The sequence below is a fragment of the Candidatus Njordibacter sp. Uisw_039 genome (assembly GCF_047730075.1).
In the GTDB taxonomy this organism is placed as follows: domain Bacteria; phylum Pseudomonadota; class Gammaproteobacteria; order Pseudomonadales; family Balneatricaceae; genus Njordibacter.
Window position 1 is genome coordinate 1396945 of record NZ_CP159831.1, and the last position, 18465, is coordinate 1415409.

Consider the following 18465-nt stretch of genomic DNA (forward strand, 5'->3'; position numbering starts at 1 on the left):
GACACCTTAAGTTACATGCGGAACACGCCAAAGCGCGTTTCTTGGGCGGGTTTATTGAGGGCAGTAGCCAGAGCAAAGCTGAGTACTGCACGGGTGTCCTTTGGATCAATAATGCCATCATCCCATAAACGCGCACTGGCGTAATATGGGTGTCCCTGGCGTTCATATTGGTTAAGCACTGGCTCACGCATCGCTAGTTCATCTGCATCACTAAAGGTTTCACCACGAGCGGTAAGTTGATCTCGTTTTACTTGGGTCAAAACTCCGGCAGCCTGTTCTCCTCCCATTACAGAGATCCGACCGTTAGGCCACATCCACATAAAATTAGGTTCAAAGGCACGACCACACATGCCATAGTTGCCAGCACCATAGCTGCCGCCAATAATAACGGTGAATTTAGGTACTTTAGCGCAAGCAACTGCCATCACCATTTTTGCACCGTGTTTAGCGATGCCTTCGGCTTCGTATTTTTTACCTACCATAAAACCTGTGATGTTCTGCAAGAATACCAAAGGAATTTGTCGCTGACAGCACAGCTCTATAAAGTGAGCACCTTTTTGGGCTGATTCAGAGAACAAAACACCATTATTGGCGACGATGCCTACAGGATAACCATCAATGTGAGCAAAGCCGCACACTAATGTGGTGCCATATAAAGCTTTAAATTCATCAAACTGGGAGTCGTCCACTATCCGTGCTATCACGTCGCGCACATCAAATGGCTTACGCAGGTCTGTACCCACCACGCCATAAATCTGATCGCAAGAGTAACGAGGCTGTGCACTGGGTTTACGCAGCAAAGGATTGCCTGCGGTTTTGGGGCAATTGGCAATGCACTGACGAGCTATCAATAACGCGTGCTCATCTGATTGCGCATAATGGTCAGCCACACCTGATACACGGCAGTGGGTGTCTGCGCCACCCAGCTCTTCAGCACTCACTTCTTCACCTGTGGCTGCCTTCACTAACGGTGGGCCAGCTAAAAATATAGTGCCTTGTTGGTTTACAATAATTGATTCATCTGCCATAGCGGGCACATATGCACCGCCAGCAGTACAAGAGCCCATAACTACAGCGATTTGGGGAATGCCTTGAGCAGACATAGTGGCTTGGTTGTAAAAAATACGCCCAAAATGCAGTTTGTCTGGAAACACCTCATCTTGTTGCGGTAAGTTTGCACCACCTGAATCTACTAGGTAAATGCATGGAAGATTGTTTTGCAAGGCGATGTCTTGCGCGCGTAAGTGTTTTTTTACCGTTAACGGAAAGTAGGTGCCACCTTTTACAGTTGCATCGTTAGCGATAACCATACAATAACGGCCGTTCACTAAACCCACACCACAAATAATACCTGCACTAGGCACTGCCACGTCATACACTTCATGGGCAGCCAATTGGCCTACTTCTAAAAAGGGCGAGCCTTGGTCAAGCAGAGCATCTATTCGGTGGCGCGGTAGCATCTTTCCACGACCCAAATGCTTGGCTTGATAGGCTTCACCGCCGCCTAGTTGCAGTTTTCCAACTTGGCACTTTAGATCGTCTACCAACACCTGCATAGCGTCAGACTTAGCTTTAAACTCGTCACTTTGGGTGTTAATGCTGCTAGATAACGTAGCCATATCAGTGCGACTCGTTAAATAGTTCGCGCCCTATTAACATACGGCGGATTTCTGAGGTGCCAGCACCAATTTCATAAAGCTTCGCATCACGTAAAAGCCTTCCTGTAGGGCATTCGTTAGTGTAGCCAGTGCCACCTAAAAGCTGAATAGCATCTAGTGCCATTTTTGTGGCTAGTTCGGCAGAATACAAAATAGTGCCAGCAGAGTCTTTACGCGTTGTTTCACCACGGTCACAAGATTTTGCCACATTATAAACATAACTTTTAGCCGCGTTCATTTGTGTGTACATGTCGGCTAACTTGCCTTGCACTAGCTGAAACTCACCAATGGCCTGACCAAACTGTTTACGGTCATGCACGTAGGGTACGACTATATCCATACAAGCCTGCATAATGCCTAACGGCCCGCCAGAAAGCACAACTCGCTCATAATCTAGGCCACTCATTAGCACTCGTACACCGCCGTTTAGCTGGCCAAGAATGTTTTCTACAGGCACTTCACAATCGATAAATACTAATTCACAGGTATTGGAACCACGCATGCCTAGCTTATCTAGCTTTGGAGAACGGCTAAAACCTACATAGTCTCGCTCTACAATAAATGCGGTAATGCCTTTAGCGCCAGCTGACATGTCTGTTTTTGCGTAGATAACGTAGGTGTTGGCGTCTGGGCCATTGGTGATCCACATTTTGTTGCCATTTAGTACATACTTATCGCCTTTTAAATCAGCTTTAAGCTGCATGCTTACTACGTCTGAACCAGCGCCAGGTTCGCTCATGGCAAGGGCGCCAATATGGTCACCACTAATTAATTTAGGCAAATATGTGGCTTTTTGTTGGTCTGTACCATGGCGATGGATTTGGTTGACACAAAGGTTAGAGTGGGCACCATAGCTTAGACCAATACTTGCTGAAGCACGACTAATCTCTTCCATGGCGATACTGTGGGCCAAATAACCCATGCCAGCACCACCATATTGTTCATCACAGGTAATGCCTAACAAACCCATGTCACCCATTTTTTTCCACAGCTCATTAGGGAACTCATTATCTTGGTCTGTAGCCTGGGCTAAAGGAGCAATTTCAGCAGCAGCAAATTGATTAACCTGCTCTCGTAACATGTCATTGGTTTCGCCTAGGTCAAAATTGAGGCTGGTGTAAGTGCTTATCATGCATGAGTCTCCAAGGATTGATTGCTAGAAAGGGCGTTAGTACAGCGCACTTGCGCGGCATTTAGTTCATCTTCTAGAGCTTTGATGTCTTCCATCTGTTGTTGTAATGCCATTTTTCTAGTTTTAATTTTTTCAATAAAAACAATTAATTGCTGATCATTGTTGGTGGAGGACGAGTCGTAAAGGTCTAGAATTTGGCTGATTTCAGCCAGGGTAAGACCTAGTCGCTTGCCACGCAGTATCAGCTTCAACCAGGTTCTGTCGTGGTTAGAGTAAATGCGTTTCTGGCCTTCACGCTTTGGTGATAGCAGGCCTTGGTCTTCGTAGAAACGTATGCTGCGAGTTGTAATGACAAACTCTTTCGACAATTCGCTAATTGTGAATGTGGTGGGTGACATGGATAATGCGCCCTAGTTATTAATCTATTGCTACATATTTTGGTTGACGTTGACGTAAAGGTCAAGCAAAATGTTTATTCTGTTTAATTCGCTTTTATTGGAGCCTTCAAATGAGTCAATACGTCTACATCGTCAGTGGCAGTCGCACGCCAATGGGAGGCCTCGATGGTAGCCTTGCAAGTCAAACCGCATCACAGCTGGGTTCGGTGGCAATAAAGGGCGCTTTAACACGAGCAAACATAGCACCAGAACAGGTGAACGAAGTGTATATGGGCTGCGTATTAGCGGCAGGCCAAGGTCAGGCGCCAGCTCGCCAAGCCGCCTTAGGCGCAGGGCTTGCAAAAAATACACCATGCACTACGGTAAACAAAATGTGTGGTTCTGGCATGCAAACCACCATCATGGGCTTTAATGCTATAAAAGCGGGCTCTGCGGACATTATGGTATGTGGTGGCATGGAAAGCATGACCAACGCTCCTTACTTATTGCCTAAAGTGCGCCAAGGTTTGCGTATGGGCCATGGGCAAATGCTAGACCATATGTTTCTTGATGGCTTAGAAGACGCCTATAAAGGCGGCCTGATGGGCAGCTTCGCTCAAGCCACAGCCGATGAATTTGGTTTAACTCGTGAGGCTATGGATGACTTTGCTATCAATTCATTATCTAAGGCCAATGCAGCAATAGCGGATGGCGTGTTAGAAAACGAAATTGAAGCCGTAGAAATGACCACTCGAAGGGGCACAACTACCGCGACCATCGATGAACAGCCTGGTCAGGCCCGTATCGACAAAATTCCACATTTACGCCCAGCCTTTAAAAAGGACGGTACTATCACTGCTGCTAATGCTAGCTCAATTTCTGATGGCGCGTCGGCCCTTTTGCTTGCTAGTGCTGATGCAGTGGCTCAAAACAACTTAACCCCTATGGCTCGCATACTTGGCGTGCAAAGCTTTGCCCGCGAGCCTGATGAATTCACCATTGCACCTATTGGAGCGATTCAGGGCTTGTTGAGCAAATTAGATTGGCAAGTTGACGATGTAGACCTGTTTGAAATCAACGAAGCCTTTGCCATGGTAACCATGCTAGCAACCCAGGAGCTTGGATTAGATGCTAGTAAGGTGAATGTATATGGCGGCGCTTGTGCTCAGGGGCATCCTATTGGATCTACCGGCTCTCGCATTATTCTTACCTTGATGACGGCGTTAAAGAATAAAGGTCTGAAACGTGGTGTGGCTGCACTGTGTATCGGTGGTGGAGAAGCAACTGCGGTTGCTATAGAGCTTGTTTAGCGACCACCAGGTGCCTAGCGTTGACGTGGGTACAGGATAAGTTTAACTAGGAATAAACATGAACTTTGATTTGAATGAAGACCAAATTGCCTATATAGATCTGGCTCAACAGTTTTCCGCCAACGAGCTAGCTCCCAATGCTGCCTTGTGGGACGCAGAAGCTATTTTCCCTAAAGCCACGCTTAAACAAGCAGGAGAGTTAGGTTTTTGTGGGTTATACAGCGACGTAGAAATGGGTGGTTTGGGCTTGTCTCGGTTAGACTCATCACTTATTTTTGAGCAGCTAGCCATGGGCTGCACCACTACCACAGCCATGTTGACCATACATAACATGGCTACATGGATGGTGTCAGCCAATGCCTCCGAAGCAGCAAAAGCACTCTATGGTGAAAAACTCACTAGTGGCCAGTGGTTAGCGTCCTATTGCCTTACAGAAGCTAATGCAGGTTCTGATGCGGCATCGCTGACGACCAAGGCGGTAAAAATAGGCGATGAATATGTCATTACTGGTAATAAAATCTTTATTTCTGGTGCTGGCGAAACAGAAGTATTAGTTGTAATGGCCCGCACCGGTGAACCTGGTGCTAAAGGTATTTCGGCGTTTATAGTGGATTCAGACAGTGCCGGCATTAGCTTTGGGCGCAGAGAAGAAAAAATGGGTTGGAACGCACAACCGACACGCATGGTGAGTTTTGATCAGGTGCGTGTGCCTTCCACAAACCTATTAGGTAATGAAGGTGATGGCTTTACCATTGCTATGCAAGGCTTAGACGGCGGTCGTATCAATATTGCCACCGTAGGCTTAGGTACTGCGCAACAAGCCCTAACTGAGGCCTTGGCCTTTGTGAATGACAGAAAGCAGTTTGGCAAGCCTATCGCGGCTTTTCAAGGCATACAGTTTAAGCTTGCCGACATGAATACCGAGCTTGTAGCTGCCCGTCAGATGGTGCGTTTGGCAGCTTTTAAACTAGATAACAAACACCCAGACGCTACCACTTATTGCGCCATGGCCAAACGCTTCGCCACAGACATTGGCTATCAGGTGTGTGATGAAGCACTGCAGTGCTTTGGCGGTAGCGGTTACATTAAAGAATACCCTATGGAGCGTTACTTGCGAGACAGCCGAGTACATCGCATTTTAGAAGGCACCAATGAGATAATGCGAGTGATTATTGCCAGGCGCATATTACTTAAAGATTCCCAAGCTATTTTATAACTGCTTTTCTTAGCTATTAAGTCAGCTATGGACCCAATTTAGGACCTAACCATGAATACATCAATACCTTATACCATTGAAAGGCACGTAGCTGTCATCACCATGTCAAACCCACCGGCAAATACATGGACAGGTTTAAGCCTAGACGCCTTGGCAGAATTGATACAGACGTTTAACGCTGATAAAAATATCTACAGCTTAGTGATCACTGGCGAAGGCGATAAATTCTTCAGCGCGGGTGCAGACCTTAAGCTGTTTGCCGATGGTAACAAACAAACTGCGGCAGACATGTCTACCGCCTTCGGGCGAGCCTTTGAAGTGCTAAGTCAGTTTAGGGGCTTAAGCATTGCGGCAATCAACGGTTATGCCATGGGAGGCGGTTTAGAAGTGGCCTTAGCCTGTGATTTACGTATCGCTGAAAGCCAAGCTCAGATGGCCTTGCCAGAGGCTGCCGTAGGCTTATTGCCTTGCGCTGGTGGAACTCAAAACTTGGCATGGTTGGTGGGTGAGGGCTGGGCTAAACGTATGATTCTATGTGGCGAAAGAGTCAGTGCACAACAAGCACTAGACATCGGTTTAGTAGAAGATGTAACCGAGCCAGGCCATGCCTTAGCTAAGGCTATTGAATGGGCACAAAATTCTGAAAGACAAAGCCCTACCAGCATTGCAGCGTGCAAACGCTTAATTCAAAATGCACGTAAAGAGCCAATGTTTGCAGGCATGGGATATGAGAGAGATGAGTTTATCAACCTTTTTGACACCAATGACCAAAAAGAGGGTGTGCAAGCCTTTTTAGAAAAACGAAAGCCACAATGGACTAACTCATAATGGTTACCGAATTATACCAAGGACCATTATTAGTAAAGGTCTACAAAACAATTGCTGGACAGCAAGTGGTGGAACTGACACTTAACACTCCAGAAGCTCTTAACGCCCTAAATGGCGACATGGTAGACCTATTATTGGCGCATGTACCTCTGTGGGAAGCTGATGAAAATGTGATCGCTATTATAATGCGAGGCTCAGGCATCAAGGCATTTTGTGCAGGTGGCGATGTACGTCAGCTGTATCATAAAATGGCTAAAGGCAGCCAAAACGTTGGCGAAATCTTCTTTAACCACGAATATGAAATGGATTTAATGCTGCACAAGCTCTCTACGCCATTATTGGTATGGGGCAGTGGTTATGTGATCGGTGGTGGCATGGGCCTGCTGCAAGGCGCTGCTTTGCGCATTGGTACCCATTCTAGCCGCTTGGCTATGCCAGAGATCACCATTGGTTTATTTCCAGACGTAGGTGCTAGTTACTTCTTACGTCAGGTGCCAGACAACCTAGGGCTTTTTTTGGGCTTAACAGGCGCAATGCTAAATGGCACAGACGCACGCCAGCTAGGCTTATTAGATGGCTTAGTAGATGACAGCGATTACTCACAAGTAATGCAAGCCCTAACTGAGATGCCTAAGCAGTCTGGCGCAGACACTCTAAGCAACCTCAAGCAACTTATTGCAGGGCTAGAGACTAAGGCGAGTGCAGACGCACCAGTTTCTAACCTAGCAGCCCATCGTCAAAACATAATATCTGCCCTAAGCCAAAACGACCTTGCTGGCATTGTAGCTAGCTTGGCAAGCTTGAAAGGCCAAGATAAGTGGCTAGATAAAGCCTTGCAGACGATGGCCCATGGTTCACCCACCAGCTTACACCTGTTTTACCACGCGTTTCGCGCCAACTTTACCAATGTGACTGACGCGCTGCACCATGAATACATTGTTGGAGTCAACGCCACACGCTTAGGTGAGTTTAAAGAAGGTGTGAGGGCCTTATTGATCGACAAAGACCGTAGGCCAAGTTGGCGTTATGACACGGTTGAAAGCACACCAGACGCGTGGATAGAAAAGTTTTTTGTAACAAAGAATGTGGCCGACGCCCATTTTTAGCTAAGGCAGGACAACAAACATGACAAATATAGCATTTATAGGTTTAGGCAACATGGGTGGCCCTATGGCCGCTAACTTGGTTAACGCAGGGCATCACGTGGTGGCTTTCGACTTGGTTGAAGCTGCATTGCATGCGTTTGTTAGGGTAGGTGGTGAGGCTGCAAGTTCAGCGGCCCAAGCTGTAATTGACGCTGAAGTAGTGATCAGTATGTTACCTGCAGGCAAGCACGTAGCGGGCCTTTATTTAGGGGACGAACATGGTAGTGGGGGTCTGTTAGCTCAACTACCTAAGGATTCCTTAGTAATAGATTCTAGTACTATAGATGCTGAAACTTCGCGTGATGTGGGGCTTTGCGCCAATGACTTAGGTATAAAATTTGTAGATGCCCCTGTGTCAGGTGGTACCGCAGGCGCAAAAGCTGGCACTTTAAGTTTTATTGTAGGCGGTGAAGTAGAGGCGTTTGAACGCGCCGAACCTATTCTTAATGCCATGGGGAAAAACATCTTCCACGCGGGGCCCGCAGGAGCCGGTCAAGTGGCTAAGATGTGTAACAACATGCTGTTAAGTGTTTTAATGGCAGGAACTTCCGAAGCCCTACGTATGGGGGTAGAAAATGGCCTAGATGCTAAGGTGCTGTCGGATATTATGGTTAAAAGCTCTGGCCGTAACTGGGCCTTAGAAATTTACAACCCAGTACCTGGTGTAATGGAAGGCACACCAGCTAGCAACGGTTACCAAGGTGGGTTTATGGTAGACCTAATGAACAAAGATTTAGGTTTAGCTTTAGCGGCTGCAAAAGCATCAGATTCTGCAGTGCCTTTGGGCCAAAAAGCATCTGAACTGTTCAAGAGCCACGGCGAAGAAGGCCATGGTGGATTGGATTTTTCCAGTATTTATCAACGCTATTCCAATAAAAAGGTCTGATTTAATGAATGTTGAAGGTAAGGTGTTTGTTATTACAGGTGGTGCACGTGGCTTAGGTTTGGCCATCGCCCAAGCCATTACTAGCAAGGGTGGTGTATGTGCCTTGGTCGACTTAGACCAAGCTGCGGTAGATGCAGCAGCATCCGCATGCGGCACTAAAAGTAAGGGTTATGCCTGTAACATCACTCAAGAAACTAAAGTTGAGGCCTTGTTTGAGCAAGTGTTAACAGATTTTGGCCGTGTAGACGGGTTAGTTAATAACGCAGGCCTATTGCGGGATGGCATGTTGATCAAATTTAAAGACGGCGAAGTGCAGGGTAAAATGAGCCTTAGCCAATGGCAGTCTGTCATCGACGTCAACCTAACGGGGACCTTTTTGTGTGGCCGTGAAGGCGCCATAGCCATGGCAAAGGCCGGCAATGGTGGGGTTATTATCAACATCTCTAGCATTGCTAAGGCTGGCAACATAGGCCAAAGCAACTATGCTGCTACCAAAGCTGGTGTTGCTGCCCTTGTAACCACCTGGGCAGGTGAACTTAAGCGCTTTGGTATTCGTGCGGCAGGCATTGCTCCAGGCGTTATCTGTACGGACATGACTGACTCTATGAGACCTGAAGCCCTTGAACGCATTGAGAAAGCCATTCCTGCAGGTCGTTTAGGCGAACGCAACGAACTGGCTAATACAGCCATGTTTATCATCGAAAATGACTATATAAATGGTCGATTAATTGAGCTTGACGGTGGTTTGCGGTTTTAAATCCGCCGCTAAATTAATCCCACTTCCACGCGCATACAGTAACCAGAAACTAACACTTAGTTTATATTTCTTTTTCATAAAAATGTCGACATTTTTGATAAATGGCGATACATTAAAACTTCAGCCAAGGAGTCAACTTACCTGGCGTATTTAAACTTGAGACTTAATCATGGCAACTCGCACCGAATTTTCTTGGCAAGACCCTTTCTTTTTAGACCAGCAACTGACCTCAGAAGAGCGCATGATTCGTGATGCAGCCCGTGATTACTGTCAGGACGGGCTTGCCCGTCGGGTACAAAAGGCCAATCGTGAAGAAATTTTTGATCGTGAAATAATGACAGAATTTGGTGAGTTAGGTTTGTTGGGAGCCACAATCCCAGAAAAGTATGGCTGTGCAGGTGTCAATTACGTCAGTTACGGTTTGGTGGCTCGAGAAGTAGAGCGTGTAGATAGTGGTTACCGTTCAGCTATGAGCGTACAGTCGTCTTTGGTAATGCACCCGATCTATGCCTACGGCACCGAAGAGCAACGTATCAAGTACCTAGCAAAGCTTGCAAGCGGTGAGTGGGTGGGTTGTTTTGGTTTAACTGAACCTGGTTCTGGCTCAGACCCAAGTAGTATGATTACCCGTGCCGAAGCTGTTGACGGTGGTTATCGTCTTACTGGAGCAAAAATGTGGATTACTAACTCTCCTATTGCCGATGTTATGGTGGTTTGGGCTAAGTTAGAAGGAGTGATTCGTGGTTTTGTTTTAGAACGTGGTATGGATGGTTTAACCACTCCTAAGATCGAAGGTAAGTTCTCGTTGCGTGCATCTGAGACTGGTGAAATCGTCATGGATAACGTATTTGTGCCGGAAGAAAATCTATTCCCTACTATTAAAGGCCTTGCAGGGCCCTTTGGCTGTTTGAACAAGGCTCGCTATGGTATTGCTTGGGGTTCTCTTGGTGCTGCTGAATTTTGTTGGCATGCTGCGCGTCAGTACACCCTGGACCGGTCTCAGTTTGGCCGGCCTTTGGCAGCTACTCAGTTGATCCAAAAGAAACTTGCCGATATGCAAACAGAAATTTCCATTGGTTTGCAAGGTTGCTTACAAATGGGGCGTTTAATGGATGATGATAACTGTCCTGTTGAGCTAATTTCCTTAATGAAGCGTAATAACTGTGGTAAATCTTTGGACGTGGCTCGTCAGTCCCGTGATATGCATGGGGGTAACGGCGTGAGTGATGAGTTCGGTGTAATTCGCCACGTAATGAATCTTGAAGCCGTTAACACTTACGAAGGCACTCATGACGTACATGCTTTGATCTTAGGTCGTGCACAAACAGGCATTCAAGCCTTCTACTAGGTCTCAAATTATGAGTATCACCATGCCGTTGCAGGGTATTAAAGTACTTGATCTCAGTCGTATTTTGGCAGGTCCTTGGGCTGGGCAAATGCTGGCAGACCTAGGGGCCGATGTTATTAAAGTAGAACGACCAGGGACAGGCGATGATACTCGTTCATGGGGGCCTCCATACATGCCTGCTTCAGTAGGTTTTGAAGACTCTGAGTCCAGAGAAGCCGCTTATTTCCAAACTGCTAACCGAGGCAAACGCTCGTTATGCGTAGATATGTCTCAACCAAAAGGTCAAGACATTATCAAACAATTGGTTGTACAAGCTGATGTATTGATTGAAAACTTTAAAGTGGGTGGCTTAGCCAAGTATGGCTTAGGTTTTGAAACTTTAGGCAAAATCAATCCGCGGTTGGTGTATTGCTCAATTACCGGTTTTGGCCAAACGGGGCCTTATAAAGACCGTGCAGGCTATGATTTTATGATTCAAGCCATGGGTGGTTTGATGAGCGTCACGGGCAGTGAAGGCGGTGAACCAATGAAAGTGGGTGTCGCCGTAGCGGATGTCATGACTGGTTTGTATGCCTCTAACGCCATACAGGCTGCCCTCATTCATCAATTACGCACAGGGCAAGGGCAGCATATCGATTTGGCTTTGCTTGATGTTCAAGTGGCTACCTTGGCCAATCAGGCTATGAATTACCTAGCCACAGGTGATAACCCTAAACGCCTAGGTAACGCACACCCTAATATCGTCCCTTATCAAGCCTTTGCCACTACCGATGGCCATATCATTTTGGCGGTGGGTAATGATGGTCAATTTCAGAGATTTTGCCAAGTGGCTGGAGCAAATGAGCTGTTCAGTAATCCGCAATACACCAGTAATGCACTCAGGGTGGCTAATCGTAATAAATTGGTACCAGAGGTTTCCCAATTGCTAAAGCAACAGACAACACAATGGTGGTTAACTGCGCTTAATGAAGTTGGGGTGCCCTGTGGGCCTATTTGCACTATCGACCAGGTTTTTGATAACCCACAAATCCAAGCTCGGGAAATGAAAATAGCGCTGGACCATTTGCAACTAGGTAAGGTAGAAAGCGTAGCTAACCCTATTAAGCTGTCTGCTACACCTTTGCAGTACAGCCAAGCTCCACCTATGTTGGGTGAGCATACCCTTGCCGTATTGCAAGATTGGCTGGCCATGGAAGAACCTGAGTATAATGCCTTATTAAGTGCTCAGGTGATTGCTTAAGCAGTTAGTTAGCCCCTAGCTTACACGGTAGCAGGGCTGGTAAACCTTGCTGCCAGGGAGTTTCATACGGTCCTGGGCCACGAAACTTTGTAATAATACGTCTAACTTATTGAGCATTTTTGCTTCCGCTTTAAGCTGGTAAGGGCCGTGTAAACGTATTTGTTCCAATCCAAACGTCTTAACATTACCTGCCACTATGCCGCTCATAGCTTTGCGTAAATTACTTGCCAGTGTTGCAGTGGGTAGGCTAGATTCGAGCTTGAGATTTGCCATATTAGCGTGAGTGGGAATAAACGGGCGCTGGAAATCCTCTTCGATGTGTAGCTGCCAATTGTAATGATAGGCGTCACCAACTGTTTGCCGGTGTTCAACCACATCTTCCATTTGGGATTTGATAGCGATAGCCACAGCGCTTGGGTCTTCGATGATAATCTGGTATTTGGCTTGAGCTTTTGGCCCAAGGGTAGCGCCAATAAAGGCATCGATCTGTTCGAAGTATGCTATTGCACTGGCGGGGCCGGTAAATATTAAAGGCACCGTGAGCTGATCATTGTTGGGGTGTAGTAATATGCCTAATAAATACAAAATTTCTTCGGCCGTGCCGACACCACCAGGAAATACGATAAAGGCGTGGCCAAGTCGAACGAAGGCTTCGAGCCGTTTTTCAATATCAGGCATGATGATTAATTCGTTAACCATGGGGTTAGGAGACTCAGCTGCAATAATGCCAGGTTCAGTGATGCCGATATAACGATAATCATGACACCGTTGTTTAGCATGGGCTATATGAGCGCCTTTCATAGGGCCTTTCATAGCACCAGGCCCACAGCCTGTACAAATGTCATAACCTCTTAACCCTAACTCGTAACCCACTTTTTTTGTGTAGTCGTATTCAATAGGATTAATGGAGTGCCCACCCCAGCAAACCACAATGTTAGGTTTTCGCCTGGGTGCTAAGGCCTGAGCATGGCGCAGTATTTGAAACACCAATGCGGTTAGCTCAGTGCCTGTGCGGGGCTGCTCATTATGCAGTAAGCTGTTGCTCAGGTAGATGATGTCCCGCAACACTGAATAGAGGTTTTCCTTGATGCCTAGAATGATTTCACCATCCACAAAGGCGCTTATGGGAGCATTATTGAGCTGTAATAATACGCCACGAGTCTGTGGCACTACATCGACGTCAAACTGTTCATTACGTTCCAGTAACGCCGCAATATCATCTTCTTCTGTGCCGCAGTTGAGAATGGCAAGGCAACACTGTCTAAAAAGCTCGTGTAAGCCCGTAGAAGCGGATTTGTGTAACTGATTGATTTCCTCTAGGGTGAGTATATCTAGGCTTCCTTGAGGCGAAATGAGGGCGTCAATAGTGTGCATATAGTTCCTTTGATGTGTACGCGTTTGGGTTGTCTTGTTTTGCGTGCTTAAGTGATTAGCATAACAGAGAAAAATACAAACGTAAGGGCTTTTAAAACAAACATTTGGGCCCATAAACGGTATATCTCAGAAATACATTCCATAGGTTGGGTCCATGAGTGAAGAGTTAAATAAACCAGAATGGCAAGTGATTGGCCAATTGGTATCGAGCATTCAGATTGAACAGCGACGGTCTCGGCGCTGGGGTATTTTTTTTAAGAGCCTAACCTTTGTTTTCCTGTTTAGCGTGTTAGCCATCATTATGTCTGGAGATGATGTCGAAACCTTGTCAGCATCACAAGATCATGTGGCAGTGGTTGATATATTTGGGCCGATTATGACAGGTGCTGAGGCAAGTTCGGAGCGTTTGTTGCCCGCCTTAGCTGATGCCTTTGCAGCACCTAATGCCAAAGCCGTGGTGCTTAATATTAATAGTCCAGGTGGCAGTCCTGTACAAGCGGGTATTTTATTTGATGAATTGCAGCTTCTTAAACAAGCTCACCCAGCAAAGCCCCTGTATGCCGTGATTGGTGATGTCGGCGCCTCTGGTGCATATTATATCGCAGCGGTGGCGGATTATATTTATGCCGATAAGGCTAGCACTGTGGGTTCCATAGGGGTTATTGGCAGTGGCTTTGGGTTTGATCAACTGATTGCAAAGTTAGGCGTTGAGCGTCGTACATACACGGCGGGTGGTAATAAAGACTTTTTGGACCCATTTTTACCAGAAAAGGCTAAACAAAAGGCCATGTTCGAAGACCTGCTCAATCAAATTCATCTGCAGTTTATTTCCCAAGTAGAACTAGGCAGAGGGGATCGGTTGGTGCCCCATGAAGACTTATATTCTGGTGCTGTTTGGCATGGGCAACGCGCCCTTGAGTTGGGCTTGATAGACGGTTTAGGTAATTTGCATAGTGTGGCAAGGGATCAGATAGGAGTGGCAGATGTGTTGTGGTACTCTCCTGAGAAAACTCCATTAGAAGAAGTAATGGAAGAGTTAGGTGCGCAAACGAAAACCGCCATCAGTTGGGGCTTAAACCAAAGCTTAGTCATACACTAAATTGTTGATAAGCGTAATATTTCCATTATTTGGCCAAAAACTGTAGAAAGCTATCAATAAAGTGCATATTTTTGACCTTTAATAGGATTTTTCTTTGACATAAGGAAGCTACATGAATATCATATCGCGCCATGTTTGAGATAGTATTGCCTCGTTTTTTAGACCCGCGTAAGTTATGCGATGGTCAGCAAACCATTACTGGACACGTTGAATTATCAGCATTAACCGGTTTTTGTAGCTACCTTCAGTCGGACCAAGGCCAGGTGAGTGTGCAGTTGCACTTTTCCCGTGATAACGCCCATCGGCCAATTATTAAGGGCAACGCTGCCATAAAAAACGTACAAATTAGTTGTCAGCGTTGTTTAGATGCCATTGGCATTGATATAATAGGTGACATGAACGTGGCCATAGTTTTAAACGAAGAGCAGGCTGAAAAACTTCCTACTGAATATGACCCTTGGTTATTGGAAGATAAGAAGCTTGATATGCGTGAACTTATTGACCACGAAATGATTTTAAATATACCCATTGTGGCCTATCATTCAGATTGTGAAATTGCAACTGAATACGGCCACAAAGAAACCGTGCAGGAAATGCCTAATCCTTTCGAGGGATTACAGGCTTTACTGCAAAAAGATTAGTTTACCAATTAGGAGTTTTTAGTCATGGCTGTACAAAAGAGCAAAGTAACCCGTTCCAGGCGTGGGCAGCGTCGTTCACATGATGCATTGGAAGTAGCTACTCTATCAGTAGATTCTACTACAGGTGAAACTCACCGTCGTCACCATGTAACTGCAGATGGCTTTTACAAAGGCCGTCAGATAGTTAACCAAGACGCCGAGTAATTTGTCGGCGTATTACACCCTAGCACTCGATGCTATGGGTGGGGACTTAGGTCCCAGCACCAGCCTCGAGGCAGCATTAGCTTGCCTCGAGCGCCATCCCCGCTTAACCCTCCTTTGGGTTGGACCTCAGGTCATACTTGCACCATTACTGGCTGCCGTTACTGAGAAACAAGCGCCGCTCTTGCAGCGACTACACTTTATTGATGCTCCCCAAGTGGTAGAAAAAACCGATGATTTAATGGTGATTTTGCGTCAAAAACAAAATTCTTCTATGTACCTTGCCTTAGCCTTAGTGGCAGAAGGTAAAGCTAATGCTTGTATTAGTGGTGGGAGCTCTGCGGCATTAATGGCACTCAGTCGTCATCTGATCAAAATGTTACCAGGTTACGAAAGGCCCGCGTTTGCCAGCCACATTCCAACCCGTAAAGGCACGTGCTTAGTGCTGGACATGGGGGCCAATCTTACTTCAACTGGCCAACAGCTATATCAATTTGGTCAACTAGGCCAAGCGCTAGAGGCTAGTTTGCAACAAAACCCTAATGTAAGTTTAAAGTTACTTAATATTGCCACTGAGTCGGGTACTGGGCAAGTTCAAGTGCAAGCAGCGGACTCATTGTTAGAATCAGACCCTAAGCTTAACTACTTGGGGTATATAGAACCGCAAGAAGTCTTTGAAGGTCAGGCTAGTGTCGTTGTTTGTGATGGCTATGCTGGCAATATTTTGATTAAATCGGGCGAAGGGGTCAGCAATATGTTGGCTTGTGGCTTTAGGGATAATTTAACCAGCAGCGATTTAACGCCAGCTCAAATAGAAAAAATCATGCAAGCTTGGCAGTTCCAGTTTGATCCAGATCGGCTAAATGGCGCGTTTTTATTAGGTTTGCAGGGTCTTGTTGTTAAGTCCCATAGTTATGCTAATGCCACGGCCTTGCGATATGCCATCGAGGCGACACAGAATTATGTTGAAATGCAAGTTGCAGAGCGTCTGCAGGACGACTGTTAAGTTTACAGATATATGATATCGAATTTAGAAAAAGGTACTGTAATGAGCACTAAGATTGCATTTGTATTCCCAGGACAAGGCTCGCAGAGCGTTGGCATGTTAGCCGAGTTAGGTGCTAATCACCCTATTGTGATCGAAACGTTTGCCCAAGCAAGTGAGGTGTTAGGTTACGACTTATGGCAATTGGTGCAGCATGACGAAGAAGGTCAGCTCAACCAAACGCACATTACCCAGCCTGCGTTGCTTACTGCTAGTGTGGCTCTGTGGCGTTTGTGGTTGCAGCAGGGTGGTTTAACACCAAGCATTGTGGCTGGCCATAGTTTAGGGGAGTATTCGGCGTTAGTCTGTGCTGGGGCGTTAGACTTTGCTGATGCTGTGCGATTAGTGGAGGCCCGTGGTCAATTTATGCAAGCCGCGGTACCACCAGGAGAAGGCGCTATGGCGGCGATCATCGGCATGGATAATGATGTAATTGTCTCAGTCTGTGAAGCTAGTGCCCAAGGGCAAATTGTAGTGCCTGTTAATTACAATTCACCAGGGCAGGTAGTTATTGCTGGTGCTAAGTCAGCGGTAGAGCGGGCCATGGTTGCCTGTAAAGAAGCAGGTGCAAAACGTGCCTTGCCGTTACCCGTAAGCATACCGTCTCATTGTGCGCTAATGTTACCGGCAGCGGATAAGCTACGGACAATGCTTGCAGGTATACAGGTTAGGGTTCCTACAATACCCGTGGTACAGAATGTAGATGCCAAAGTGGCTGGTTCGGCTGACGCTATCGTCAGCAACCTCGTTGCTCATTTAATTCAGCCAGTATTGTGGAGCCAATGTGTAGAGTGTATTACAACTGATGGTGCTGACCTTGTGGTAGAATGTGGCCCAGGTAAAGTTTTGAATGGTTTAACGAAACGTATTAAAAAGACGTTACAAACTGCGTCCATTAATGATGCTGCGTCACTTGCAGCCACACTAGAACAATAAGACGGATTAAATTATGTTGGCAATTGACGGCAAGATAGCATTGGTTACAGGCGCAACTCGTGGCATTGGTAATGCCATTGCGCTGCAACTCGCTTCCCAAGGCGCAACCGTTATAGGTACTGCTACTTCTGAATTAGGAGCTCAAGCTATTACTACAGCGTTAACTGCAATCGGCAATACGGGTACAGGCATGGTGCTTAACGTTTCTGACTCTGATTCAGTGACGTGTATGCTCAAAGCAATTGTTGAAGCTTATGGTGCACCTACCATATTGGTTAATAACGCAGGTATTACTCGCGATAATCTATTAATGCGTATGAAAAATGATGAATGGGATGACGTAGTTAACACCAATATGAGCTCCATTTTTCGTATGTCTAAAGGTTGTTTACGTGGCATGACAAAAGCGCGCTGGGGTCGTGTCATTAACATTAGCTCTGTAGTAGGTTCCATGGGCAACATAGGGCAGGCCAACTATGCAGCTGCCAAAGCCGGTGTTGAAGGGTTTAGCCGAGCCATGGCACGCGAAGTAGCGTCACGTAATGTTACAGTTAACTCCATTGCGCCTGGTTTCATTGCCACGGATATGACAGATGCATTAGGCGAAGAGCAAAAAGACACGTTACGTACACAGATTCCATTACAACGCTTAGGTACACCAGAAGACATTGCTCAGCTAGTAGGATTTTTGGCTAGTGACGCGGGCGCATATATCACTGGAGAAACAATTCATGTCAATGGTGGTATGTATATGAGTTAAACCTAAGGGTTTTGCTTTTAAGGCTATTTTGTGTCGCAAAAATTAGTGTTTTAGGTTGCTTTTTGGGCTGATTTGTAGATAATAGCTCCACTCTATACTGAGTAGAAAATAGAACTATGTAGCGGAATTCTCCGGCCACTGTTTTCTAGGACATTCGTTAGCGGATTGCAGATGTTAACGGCGTATAAGAACCAATTAGGAAAAACTATGAGTATTGTAGATCGCGTTAAAAAAATTGTTGCTGAACAACTAGGTGTTAAAGCAGACGAAGTGACCAACACCGCTTCTTTCGTTGACGACCTTGGCGCAGATTCTTTGGACACCGTGGAGCTAGTAATGGCTTTGGAAGAAGAATTTGAAACAGAGATTCCAGATGAAGAAGCTGAGAAGATCACCACCGTTCAAGCTGCAATCGACTACGTTAATGCTAATCAATAAGCTAGCTTAGTTTTTGCACTTCGAAGTGAAGTCAGAAAAGCCGCGCCACTTGGTGCGGCTTTTCTGCATCTAAA

General features: G+C 46.2%; 19 protein-coding genes. 15 read left to right on the forward strand and 4 right to left on the reverse strand.

Annotated features, from left to right (window positions below):
* Nucleotides 1–11: 11 nt before the first annotated feature.
* Genes ABXT70_RS06605 through ABXT70_RS06615 form a run of 3 tightly spaced genes read right to left on the reverse strand, consistent with a single transcriptional unit; the run spans nt 12 to nt 3188 of the window.
* Nucleotides 12–1619: a carboxyl transferase domain-containing protein gene (locus ABXT70_RS06605; RefSeq protein ID WP_443642381.1), complete on the reverse strand. Its 1608-nt coding sequence runs from the start codon at nt 1617–1619 to the stop codon at nt 12–14.
* Nucleotide 1620: 1 nt separating this feature from the next.
* The gene (locus tag ABXT70_RS06610) at nt 1621–2790 is read right to left on the reverse strand and encodes an isovaleryl-CoA dehydrogenase (RefSeq protein WP_443642382.1); all 1170 of its coding nucleotides are present in this window, start codon (nt 2788–2790) and stop codon (nt 1621–1623) included.
* Nucleotides 2787–3188, reverse strand: a complete 402-nt coding sequence (locus tag ABXT70_RS06615; RefSeq protein ID WP_443642383.1) for a MerR family transcriptional regulator — start codon at nt 3186–3188, stop codon at nt 2787–2789. The genes ABXT70_RS06610 and ABXT70_RS06615 overlap by 4 nt, the downstream gene beginning before the upstream one ends.
* Before the next feature lie 110 nt (nt 3189–3298).
* On the opposite strand from ABXT70_RS06615, the gene ABXT70_RS06620 reads away from it, so the two are divergent.
* From ABXT70_RS06620 to ABXT70_RS06655, 8 genes are all read left to right on the forward strand, one after another.
* Nucleotides 3299–4477, forward strand: coding sequence for a thiolase family protein (locus ABXT70_RS06620; protein ID WP_443642384.1), 1179 nt, complete (start codon nt 3299–3301; stop codon nt 4475–4477).
* Between the two features lie 58 nt (nt 4478–4535).
* Entirely contained in the window at nt 4536–5693 is a 1158-nt protein-coding gene (locus ABXT70_RS06625; RefSeq protein WP_443642385.1) for an acyl-CoA dehydrogenase family protein, read from the forward strand.
* A gap of 51 nt (nt 5694–5744) precedes the next feature.
* The gene (locus ABXT70_RS06630; RefSeq protein WP_443642386.1) at nt 5745–6521 is read left to right on the forward strand and encodes an enoyl-CoA hydratase; all 777 of its coding nucleotides are present in this window, start codon (nt 5745–5747) and stop codon (nt 6519–6521) included.
* Nucleotides 6521–7627 (forward strand): enoyl-CoA hydratase/isomerase family protein, encoded by a 1107-nt coding sequence (locus tag ABXT70_RS06635; RefSeq protein WP_443642387.1) that lies wholly within the window; start codon nt 6521–6523, stop codon nt 7625–7627. The genes ABXT70_RS06630 and ABXT70_RS06635 overlap by 1 nt, the downstream gene beginning before the upstream one ends.
* A gap of 19 nt (nt 7628–7646) precedes the next feature.
* Nucleotides 7647–8552 (forward strand): 3-hydroxyisobutyrate dehydrogenase, encoded by a 906-nt coding sequence (gene mmsB / locus ABXT70_RS06640; protein ID WP_443642388.1) that lies wholly within the window; start codon nt 7647–7649, stop codon nt 8550–8552.
* Between the two features lie 4 nt (nt 8553–8556).
* Entirely contained in the window at nt 8557–9309 is a 753-nt protein-coding gene (locus ABXT70_RS06645) for an SDR family oxidoreductase (RefSeq protein WP_443642389.1), read from the forward strand.
* A 169-nt stretch (nt 9310–9478) separates the two neighbouring features.
* The gene (locus ABXT70_RS06650) at nt 9479–10657 is read left to right on the forward strand and encodes an acyl-CoA dehydrogenase (protein ID WP_443642390.1); all 1179 of its coding nucleotides are present in this window, start codon (nt 9479–9481) and stop codon (nt 10655–10657) included.
* Nucleotides 10658–10667: 10 nt separating this feature from the next.
* A complete protein-coding gene (locus ABXT70_RS06655) occupies nt 10668–11897 on the forward strand; it encodes a CaiB/BaiF CoA transferase family protein (RefSeq protein WP_443642391.1) in 1230 nt (409 codons plus the stop codon).
* A gap of 15 nt (nt 11898–11912) precedes the next feature.
* On the opposite strand, the gene ppnN is transcribed toward ABXT70_RS06655, so the two are convergent.
* On the reverse strand, nt 11913–13271 hold the full coding sequence (ppnN, locus tag ABXT70_RS06660) for a nucleotide 5'-monophosphate nucleosidase PpnN (RefSeq protein WP_443642392.1): 1359 nt from the start codon (nt 13269–13271) through the stop codon (nt 11913–11915).
* Between the two features lie 154 nt (nt 13272–13425).
* Here ppnN and ABXT70_RS06665 point away from each other — a divergent pair, with 154 nt between their 5' ends.
* The 7 genes from ABXT70_RS06665 (at nt 13426) to acpP (ending at nt 18391) form a co-directional block, all read left to right on the forward strand.
* The gene (locus ABXT70_RS06665) at nt 13426–14370 is read left to right on the forward strand and encodes a S49 family peptidase (RefSeq protein WP_443642393.1); all 945 of its coding nucleotides are present in this window, start codon (nt 13426–13428) and stop codon (nt 14368–14370) included.
* Between the two features lie 131 nt (nt 14371–14501).
* On the forward strand, nt 14502–15011 hold the full coding sequence (locus tag ABXT70_RS06670) for a YceD family protein (protein ID WP_443642394.1): 510 nt from the start codon (nt 14502–14504) through the stop codon (nt 15009–15011).
* A 24-nt stretch (nt 15012–15035) separates the two neighbouring features.
* On the forward strand, nt 15036–15215 hold the full coding sequence (gene rpmF / locus ABXT70_RS06675) for a 50S ribosomal protein L32 (RefSeq protein ID WP_443642395.1): 180 nt from the start codon (nt 15036–15038) through the stop codon (nt 15213–15215).
* Nucleotide 15216: 1 nt separating this feature from the next.
* The gene (plsX, locus tag ABXT70_RS06680; protein WP_443642396.1) at nt 15217–16218 is read left to right on the forward strand and encodes a phosphate acyltransferase PlsX; all 1002 of its coding nucleotides are present in this window, start codon (nt 15217–15219) and stop codon (nt 16216–16218) included.
* Nucleotides 16219–16260: 42 nt separating this feature from the next.
* Nucleotides 16261–17193: an ACP S-malonyltransferase gene (gene fabD / locus ABXT70_RS06685; RefSeq protein ID WP_443642397.1), complete on the forward strand. Its 933-nt coding sequence runs from the start codon at nt 16261–16263 to the stop codon at nt 17191–17193.
* Nucleotides 17194–17209: 16 nt separating this feature from the next.
* Entirely contained in the window at nt 17210–17953 is a 744-nt protein-coding gene (fabG, locus tag ABXT70_RS06690; protein WP_443642492.1) for a 3-oxoacyl-ACP reductase FabG, read from the forward strand.
* A 207-nt stretch (nt 17954–18160) separates the two neighbouring features.
* Nucleotides 18161–18391, forward strand: coding sequence for an acyl carrier protein (gene acpP, locus ABXT70_RS06695; protein ID WP_046483788.1), 231 nt, complete (start codon nt 18161–18163; stop codon nt 18389–18391).
* Nucleotides 18392–18465: the final 74 nt, after the last annotated feature.